The organism is Rugamonas sp. (genome assembly GCF_025354735.1).
Classification (GTDB): domain Bacteria; phylum Pseudomonadota; class Gammaproteobacteria; order Burkholderiales; family Burkholderiaceae_D; genus Rugamonas.
Map to the genome: position 1 here is coordinate 1 of NZ_JANXMI010000242.1, position 8063 is coordinate 8063.

Consider the following 8063-nt stretch of genomic DNA (forward strand, 5'->3'; position numbering starts at 1 on the left):
GTTTCGAATGCATCTCTCGAAACCGTGGTCTGACCCCGATTAACGTTAACGCGGCGCCGCCTTGGCCCGCAGTCTGCCCCCTGGTTACGCGCGGCTGATCCGGCGTCACGCCTGTCGGTTTTTCAAAATTCGCCGCAATGCTAAAACATCGGCAAAGCCATGTGCTATCCTGCACCGCGCCCGTTCCGGCGGGCTTCCGTCCCCCTTGCAGAGAACCTATGCCTACTTTGAAACCACTGCGCCTGCTGGCCGGCGCGATGGTGTGCGCGGCCGCCGCCGCCCATGCCGATCCGCTCAGCTACGCCCGCTACGACCAGGTCCGCACCGCCGACCTGCACCTGGACCTGAAGGCCGATTTCAGCCACAAGACCCTGACCGGCTACGCCGAACTGACGCTGAACTGGATCGATAAATCGGCCCGCGCGCTGGTGCTCGACACGCGCGACCTGAGCATCGCCAAGGTGCAGGTCTTGAACGCCGACGGCACATGGGCGCCGGCCTCCTACCTGCTCGACAAGCTCGATCCCGCCAGGGGCCAGGCGCTGCGCATCGCGCTGCCGGGCAATGGCGGCCAGCCGAACGGCCAGCCGAACAAGGTCCGCATCTACTACCACACCGCGCCCACCGCCACCGCCTTGCAGTGGATGTCGCCGCAGCAGACCATGTCCGGCAAGCGTCCCTTCATGTTCAGCCAGTCCGAGGAAATCAACGCGCGCTCGTGGGCGCCGGTGCAGGACACGCCGGCCGTGCGCTTCACCTACAGCGCCCGCATCGACGCGCCGGCCGGCCTGCGCGTCGTCATGAGCGCGGAAAACGACCAGAAGGCGACCGGCGCCGGCGGCTGGAAATTCACCATGCCGCAGCCGATACCCTCCTATCTGCTGGCCATCGCCATCGGCGAGATCGACGTGCGCAACCTCGGTCCGCGCACCGCCGTCTACGCCGAACCGGCGCGCATCGAGGCGGCCGCCTACGAGATGGCCGACACCGAAAAAATGGTCAGCGCCGCCGAGGCGCTGTACGGCCCGTACCGGTGGGGGCGTTACGACATGATCGTGCTGCCGCCGTCCTTCCCCATAGGCGGCATGGAAAATCCGCGCCTGACCTTCGTCACGCCGACCATGATCGCCGGCGACCGCAGCCTGGTCGACCTGATCGCCCATGAACTGGCCCACTCCTGGTCCGGCAACCTGGTGACCAACGCCTCGTGGAAGCACTTCTGGCTCAACGAAGGCTTCACCACCTACGTCACCACGCGCGTGGTCGAAAAACTGTACGGCGCCGAAGTGGCCGACATCAACCTGCAAGTGGAGCAGGAGGAGGCGATGGCGTCGCTGCCGGAAATCGCGCCGGCCAAGCAGGCGCTCATCACGCGCGACGCCGACGTCGACCCCGCCACCTACACCGACGGTGGCCTGGTTTATCCCAAGGGCGCGTGGTTCCTGCGCACGCTGGAGCAGCGCGCCGGCCGCGACGTCTTCGACCCCTTCCTGCGCGGCTGGTTCGACCAGCACGCCTTCCAGTCGGCCACCACCGACGAATTCCTGGTCTACCTGCACAAGAATCTGCTCGACGCCCATCCTGACATCATGAGCGACGCGGAAGTGAACGAGTGGGTCTACGGCGCCGGCATTCCGGCCGCCGCCAAACACGTGGCGTCGCCGCGCCTGGCCGCCATCGACATCGCGCGCACCGCCTGGCTCAAGGGCGAGCTGCCCACCAAGGATTTAGATCCCAAGAACTGGATCGCGCTGGAGTGGATGCACTTCCTGAACGACATCGACGGCAAGGCCACGGCCGCGCAGATGAAGGATCTGGATGCGGCCTACGCGCTGGGTAAAAGCGGCAACGACGAAATCGCCTACCGCTTCTTCCTCAGCTCCATCAAGGCCGGCTACAACGTGCGCGGGCCGCTGGAAAAATTCCTGCTCAGCGTGGGCCGCCAGAAGTTCGTCGTGCCGCTGTACACCGCGCTGCTGAAGACGCCCGATGACCGCGCCTGGGCCAAGGCGGTCTACGCCACGGCGCGCCCGCACTATCATCCGGAGACGCAGGCGTCGGTCGACAAGCAGTTCGCCAAAAAATAAGGTCGGCGCTGCCCGAGCTCACAGCCTGCTCGCGCGTCCATGTATGGGCACCCGCCGTCCGACTCGCAGACGGCGGGATGTCCTACATGCGGCCGCCTGAGGTGTGAAAAAATGTCTGCTCTTAACGATAAAACCAAGGAGCTGACATGAAAACCTCATTTGCCAAAGTAGCGGCCGCGGCTGCGGTCCTGTGCTTCAGCATCGGCGCCGGCGCGCAAACCCAGTCGGACACCACACCCAATCCACCGGTCGGCACCGGCACCATCGACAACGATCAGGGCGCGGCGGCAACGCAGAACAAGGCGGTCATGCCGAAGAAGAGCAAGGCCATGCGCAGTAAATCGAGCGGCTCGTCCGGCACGCGCGGTTGCGCCGGCGGCACCGGCAACAAGAGCGGCGCCTCCAACAGCGGCAACGCCGACGGCGCCGTGGGCGGCAATCCCGACTGCACCAGCCCTTCGGAGCAGAGCAAAATGAAGTCGGCGCCGAACACCAACGGCCAGACCAACGCCGGCACGGCCAACGGCAGCACCAACGATCCGACCAACAAATAGACACCGAGAGACACTGAGTAGCGTCCGGCAAGCTAGCGTTTTTAGCTAAGCCGGCGGCAGCCCGGGCGCCGCGCGAGCGGCGTGCCGGGCTGTCCGCGTTCAGTTGCTGCGCACTTAGTGGTACGATGTCGCCCGCGAATCGAGGACCGGGCTTCCCGCCGGTCCAGCGGGACGGCAGGGCGCTGTGCCGGCGCGCCCGGCGTTCCGCCGGGAATCACCACTAATTGAAGGATCAACAACGATGTCTATGCAACGAGTTATGCTGCGCGCCAAGCTGCACCGCGTCACGGTCACCCAAGCGGACCTGAACTATGAAGGTTCCTGCGGTATCGACCAGGATTTGCTGGAAGCGGCCGATATTTGGGTCAATGAAAAAATCGAACTGTACAACGTCAACAACGGCGAGCGCTTTTCGACCTACGCGATTCCCGGCCTGCGCGGCAGCGGCGAAATTTCGCTCAATGGCGCCGCCGCCCGCCGCGCCCACCTGGGCGACCTGCTCATCATCTGCACCTACGCGTCGATGACGGAAACCCAGATCGCCGACTACAAGCCGAAAATCGTTTTCGTCGACGAAAACAACAAGATCACCGGCATGAAAAAGTAATCCGGCGCCGGCTCCTTCGAGCCACGCTCCGACGGCGCCTGCGAGGGCGCCGTTTTTATTTGCTTCTTCACGGAGCGGAGGGACGCGGCGCGCGGCATGGCGCCGGAGGTGGTGGGTGCGGCCCTGAGCGCGCGTGTGGAAAACCCTCTATTTTGCCTTCTATTTTCTTCTGCTTTTTTCTGCTTTCTTCTATTTTGAACCGCGTCTGAATTTGCCGGTATAAATAGAAGAAAGCAGAACAAAATAGAAGGGGAAATAGAATGAAATCCACAGGGAGCCTGAAGGTCGACACCGACCTCCTGCTCCATGCGATGCGCGCGCGGTTCCGCTCATCCGTGAAGAACCGTTGGCACTGTCTTGACGCCGGTGTCAGGATTTAAAGACAAACCATTTGGCGCCGATAAAATTGAGCAGCATGCCCGACAGCGAGCCCACCGCCACGCCCAGCGCGGGCAACCAGGGCGCCGGCGGCAGCAGCGCCAGCGTCAGCGTGTAGGCGCCCAGGTTCAGGACGGCGCCGCCCGTCATGGCGGCCAGGTAGCGCCACCATTCGGTCCATTGCGAACCGGACGGCGTGAAGGTGTAGCGGCGGTTGATGCGCCAGGTGACGCAGACGGCCGCCAGGAACGACAGCAAACGCCCCGCGTACGGGCCGGCGCCCAGCGCCAGCGCCGCGTACAGCACGGCGACGTCGGCCGCCAGACCGACCACGCCGGTGATGCCGAAGCGCAGCAGCTGGCCGGCCATGGCCCTGGCTTTCATGTCGCTCAGTTTGTTAGTCATGCGAGGAGGGCGGCGGCGCCGCTGGTTCAGGGTGTTGCATATTGTACGTGAAGCTAGGTGTGGCCCCGCCACGGGCATCGGCGTTGAAAGATTGTCCATAAAGTAAGGCGCGCGGCGGTGGCTGCGATCGCCGCCGCGATTATTTCTTCGCGGAAGTAATTTATAGCGGCACGATGCAAATCTCGATATACAATCGACCACACGCCGGATTGTGGTTGCAGCGTTTTTTATTTGAGCCGCGGTCGCGGCAATTCGTCAATTTACGATAGAGTTTCACTACGGCAGCTACGCGGCCGGGTGGGTTTTTATGGGATGGCGTCCGGTGAAAAATCTCTTCAGTCCGAATCTCGACATGGCGTGCGCGCTGGCCCTGGCCGTGGCCGGCGCGGCCGGCACGCTGGTCGCCGGCGGCCTGCATTGGCTGCCGATTCTGTGGGCCATTGTGCTGCTGGCCGCCGGCGTCGCGCTGGCGCTGCGCGGCGGCGCGGCCGACAATTCTCAGCATGAAATGATAGAACAGTATCTGGCCGCGCGCGAGCAGTTCAGCGAGCAGGTGATGCCGGTCTGGAGCCGCCACATCGAATCGTCGCGCAGCCAGATGGAAGAGGCGGTGGCCGAACTGGCCGGCCGCTTTTCCGGCATCGTCGACAAGCTCGATCGCGCCGTCCAGGTGTCGAGCATGGAGCAGACCGGCGGCGGCAGTTCGATGGTGACCGTGTTTTCCAGCAGCGAGCGGCAGCTCGGTTCCGTGGTGGCGTCGATGAAATCGGCGCTGGCCGCCAAGCAGGGCATGCTCAAGCAAATCCGCCAGCTCGAAAGCTTCACCCGCGAGCTGCGCGACATGGCCGAGGGCGTGGCCAGCATCGCCGCCCAAACCAATCTGCTGGCGCTTAACGCCGCCATCGAAGCGGCGCGCGCCGGGCCGGCCGGACGCGGCTTCGCCGTCGTCGCGCAGGAAGTGCGCAACCTGTCGAGCCGCTCGGCCGAAACCGGCCGCAATATCGCCGAACGCGTGGGCCAGATCAGCAGCGCCATCGTCGGCGCCTGCCAGGCCGCCGGCGCCTCGGACGAACAGGAAAACCAGTCCATGCAGTCGGCCGAGGCCATGATCGAATCGGTGCTGAGCGACTTCCGCGGCATCACCGACGCGCTCGTGCATTCGTCCGACCTGCTCAAGCAGGAGAGCGTGGCGATCCAGGGCGAAGTGTGCGAGGCGCTGGTGCACCTGCAATTCCAGGACCGCGTCAGCCAGGTGATGGCCCACGTGCGCGACAACATCGAGCTGCTGCCGTCGGTGCTGCGCGATAACCGCGAGCGCTACGACACGCAGCAGCAGCTGACCGCGCTCGACGCCGACGTGCTGCTGCACGAACTGCAAAAAACCTATGCCATGGCGGAGGAGCACGCGGTCCACCACGGATCGGCGCCCGCGCCGAAAAAGGCGGCGGCCGTCGTGGACGATGAGGTAACGTTTTTCTAAGAGGGACGACAAATGGGTAAAACGATCATGGTGGTGGACGACTCGGCCTCGCTGCGGCAGGTGGTCGGTATCGCGCTCAAGAGCGCGGGCTACGACGTCATCGAGGGTCGCGATGGACTCGACGCGCTCTCCAAATGCACCGGGCAGAAAATCAATCTGGTGGTATGCGACGTCAACATGCCGAATATGGACGGCATCACCTTCGTGCGCCAGTTCAAGCAGCTGCCCAACTACCGCTTCACGCCGGTCATCATGCTGACCACCGAAACGCAGGAGTCGAAGAAAATCGAAGGCAAGGAGGCCGGCGCCAAGGCCTGGGTGGTCAAGCCCTTCAAGCCGGAGGTGCTGCTCAACGCGGTGCAGAAGCTGGTGCTGCCATAAAGTGGTTGGCGGCGATCCCGTAGTCCCGTAGTCCCATAGTGAACTTCGCAAGGGAGCATTCCCATGTCCGAACCCACCGGCGACGCCGTCGCCCGCTTCGTCATCGATGGCGAGATGACGATCTACCGCGCCGCCGACCTGAAAACCGAAGTGCTCGAAGCGGTGCGCAAGAACGCCGTGCTGGAGCTGGACCTGTCCGGCATCAGCGAACTCGATAGCGCCGGCCTGCAAGTGCTGATGGTGGCCAAGCAGGCCGCCACCGCCGCCGGCCACCGCTTGCACCTGGTGGCGCACAGCGCCGCCGTGATTGAAATCTTCGAGATGCTGGACATGGGCGCCTTCTTCGGCGATGCCCTGCTGATCCCCGCCGCAAGCCACTGAGCACAGGAGGCGTCAATGAATCTGGACGAAGCGCTGCAAACCTTCATCGCGGAAAGCCGCGAACTGCTGGAAGACATGGAAAACGCTTTGCTCAACGTCGAGCATAGCGGCGACCAGAGCGAGGCGATCGGCGCCATCTTCCGCGCCGCCCACACCATCAAGGGCTCGGCCGGATTGTTCAGCCTCGATCACATCGTCGGCTTCACCCACGTCGTCGAAAGCCTGCTCGACGAAGTCCGCGAGGGCAAGGTGGCGCTGGGCGAGGACATGACGGTGCTGCTGCTGTCGTGCTGCGACTTCTTGTCCGGCCTGACCGACGGCCTGGCCGCCGGCCAGACCGAGGCCAACGAACACACCACGGCCGCCGGCGACGCCCTGATCGAACAGCTGCGCCGCCACATGAGCGGCGCGCACGGCGCCGCCACTGCCACCACGGCGGCCGCGCCGGCGAGCGACGCCGGCAACCTGGTGGCGACCCACGCGCCCGACCTCGAACGCATGGGCGGCGGCGGCGGCGACAAGGACCACTGGCACATCTCGCTGCGCTTCGGTCCCGGCGTGCTGCAAAACGGGATGGACCCGATCGCCTTCCTGCGCTACCTCGGCAAGCTGGGCAAGATCGTCGGCATCGCCACCGTCGACGCCCTGCCGCCGGCCGACGAGATGGATGCGGAGCTGTGCTACCTCGGCTTCGAAATCGCCTTCGACAGCGGCGCCACCAAGGAGGCCATCGAGGGCGTGTTCGAATTCGTGCACGACGACTGCGTGATCCACATCCTGCCGCCGTACAGCCACACCTCGCAGTATATGGACTTGATCAAGGCGCTGCCGGAACAGACGGCGCGCCTCGGCGAGATCCTGGTGCGCTGCGGCAGCATCACCGCGCGCGAACTGGAACTGGCGCTGCAACAGCAGCACCAGAGCCAGATTCCGGGCCCGGGCCAGGACGGCGCCGACGCGGCGCCGTCGCCGCAACAGCAGCTCGGCAGCATCCTGGTCGACAGCGGCAACGTGCCGCCGGTGGTGGTGGAGGCGGCGCTGGCCAAGCAGAAGCAGGTCAGCGAGCAAAAGGCGCAGGAGAGCCGTTCGGTGCGCGTCGATTCCGACAAGCTGGACCGCCTGATCGACCTGGTGGGAGAGCTCATCATCGCCGGCGCCCGCACCAATATGATAGGCCAGCACCTGCAAAACGTGGAGCTGCAAGAGTGCACGTCGACGCTCTCGGGCCTGGTCGAAGAAGTGCGCGACGCCGCGCTCGAACTGCGCATGGTGAAAATCGGCGCCACCTTCAACCGCTTCCAGCGCGTGGTGCACGACGTCGCGCGCGAACTGGGCAAGGACATCGGCCTGGTGGTCGACGGCGAGGACGCGGAACTCGACAAGACCGTGGTCGAGAAGATCGGCGACCCGCTCATGCACCTGGTGCGCAACGCCATGGACCACGGCATCGAGCCTGGCGACGTGCGGGTGGCCAACGGCAAGCCGGCCAAGGGCATGATCAAGCTCAACGCCTTCCATGAGTCGGGCAGCATCGTCATCGAAGTGTCAGACGACGGCGGCGGCCTGCGCAAGGAAAAGATCCTGGCCAAGGCGGTCGAGCGCGGCCTGGTCGACGCCGACCGCAAGCTCACCGACGGCGAGATCTACAACCTGATCTTCGAGGCCGGCTTCTCGACCGCCGAAAAGATCACCAACCTGTCCGGGCGCGGGGTCGGCATGGACGTGGTCAAGCGCAACATCACGGCGCTGCGCGGCAGCGTCGACGTCTCCAGCAAGGAGGGCGCCGGCAC

Annotated in this window: 8 protein-coding genes; 7 read left to right on the forward strand and 1 reads right to left on the reverse strand. The window is 64.8% G+C overall.

Features of this window, described 5'->3' with window-relative positions:
- The first annotated feature begins 218 nt into the window (after nucleotides 1–218).
- From Q0S71_RS20105 to panD, 3 genes are all read left to right on the forward strand, one after another.
- Entirely contained in the window at nucleotides 219–2087 is a 1869-nt protein-coding gene (locus tag Q0S71_RS20105; protein ID WP_295999822.1) for a M1 family metallopeptidase, read from the forward strand.
- Between the two features lie 146 nt (nucleotides 2088–2233).
- The gene (locus Q0S71_RS20110) at nucleotides 2234–2641 is read left to right on the forward strand and encodes a hypothetical protein (RefSeq protein WP_295999823.1); all 408 of its coding nucleotides are present in this window, start codon (nucleotides 2234–2236) and stop codon (nucleotides 2639–2641) included.
- Between the two features lie 247 nt (nucleotides 2642–2888).
- Nucleotides 2889–3248, forward strand: coding sequence for an aspartate 1-decarboxylase (gene panD, locus Q0S71_RS20115; protein WP_295999824.1), 360 nt, complete (start codon nucleotides 2889–2891; stop codon nucleotides 3246–3248).
- A 369-nt stretch (nucleotides 3249–3617) separates the two neighbouring features.
- On the opposite strand, the gene Q0S71_RS20120 is transcribed toward panD, so the two are convergent.
- On the reverse strand, nucleotides 3618–4031 hold the full coding sequence (locus Q0S71_RS20120; protein ID WP_295999825.1) for a GtrA family protein: 414 nt from the start codon (nucleotides 4029–4031) through the stop codon (nucleotides 3618–3620).
- 322 nt (nucleotides 4032–4353) lie between these two features.
- Between Q0S71_RS20120 and Q0S71_RS20125 the strand changes: the two genes are divergently transcribed.
- From Q0S71_RS20125 to Q0S71_RS20140, 4 genes are all read left to right on the forward strand, one after another.
- Nucleotides 4354–5511: a methyl-accepting chemotaxis protein gene (locus tag Q0S71_RS20125; protein WP_295999826.1), complete on the forward strand. Its 1158-nt coding sequence runs from the start codon at nucleotides 4354–4356 to the stop codon at nucleotides 5509–5511.
- Nucleotides 5512–5523: 12 nt separating this feature from the next.
- Entirely contained in the window at nucleotides 5524–5892 is a 369-nt protein-coding gene (locus tag Q0S71_RS20130; RefSeq protein ID WP_295999827.1) for a response regulator, read from the forward strand.
- A 63-nt stretch (nucleotides 5893–5955) separates the two neighbouring features.
- Nucleotides 5956–6273, forward strand: a complete 318-nt coding sequence (locus Q0S71_RS20135) for an STAS domain-containing protein (RefSeq protein ID WP_295999828.1) — start codon at nucleotides 5956–5958, stop codon at nucleotides 6271–6273.
- Between the two features lie 15 nt (nucleotides 6274–6288).
- A partial coding sequence (locus Q0S71_RS20140; RefSeq protein ID WP_295999829.1) for a chemotaxis protein CheA occupies nucleotides 6289–8063 on the forward strand: 1775 nt, incomplete at its 3' end.

Bases quoted from the DNA above. Each gene is read 5' to 3' on its own strand.
- Q0S71_RS20105 (WP_295999822.1), top strand. From the start codon at position 219: ATGCCTACTTTGAAACCACTGCGCCTGCTGGCCGGCGCGATGGTGTGC.
- Q0S71_RS20110 (WP_295999823.1), top strand. From the start codon at position 2,234: ATGAAAACCTCATTTGCCAAAGTAGCGGCCGCGGCTGCGGTCCTGTGC.
- panD (WP_295999824.1), top strand. From the start codon at position 2,889: ATGCAACGAGTTATGCTGCGCGCCAAGCTGCACCGCGTCACGGTCACC.
- Q0S71_RS20120 (WP_295999825.1), bottom strand. From the start codon at position 4,031: ATGACTAACAAACTGAGCGACATGAAAGCCAGGGCCATGGCCGGCCAG.
- Q0S71_RS20130 (WP_295999827.1), top strand. From the start codon at position 5,524: ATGGGTAAAACGATCATGGTGGTGGACGACTCGGCCTCGCTGCGGCAG.
- Q0S71_RS20135 (WP_295999828.1), top strand. From the start codon at position 5,956: ATGTCCGAACCCACCGGCGACGCCGTCGCCCGCTTCGTCATCGATGGC.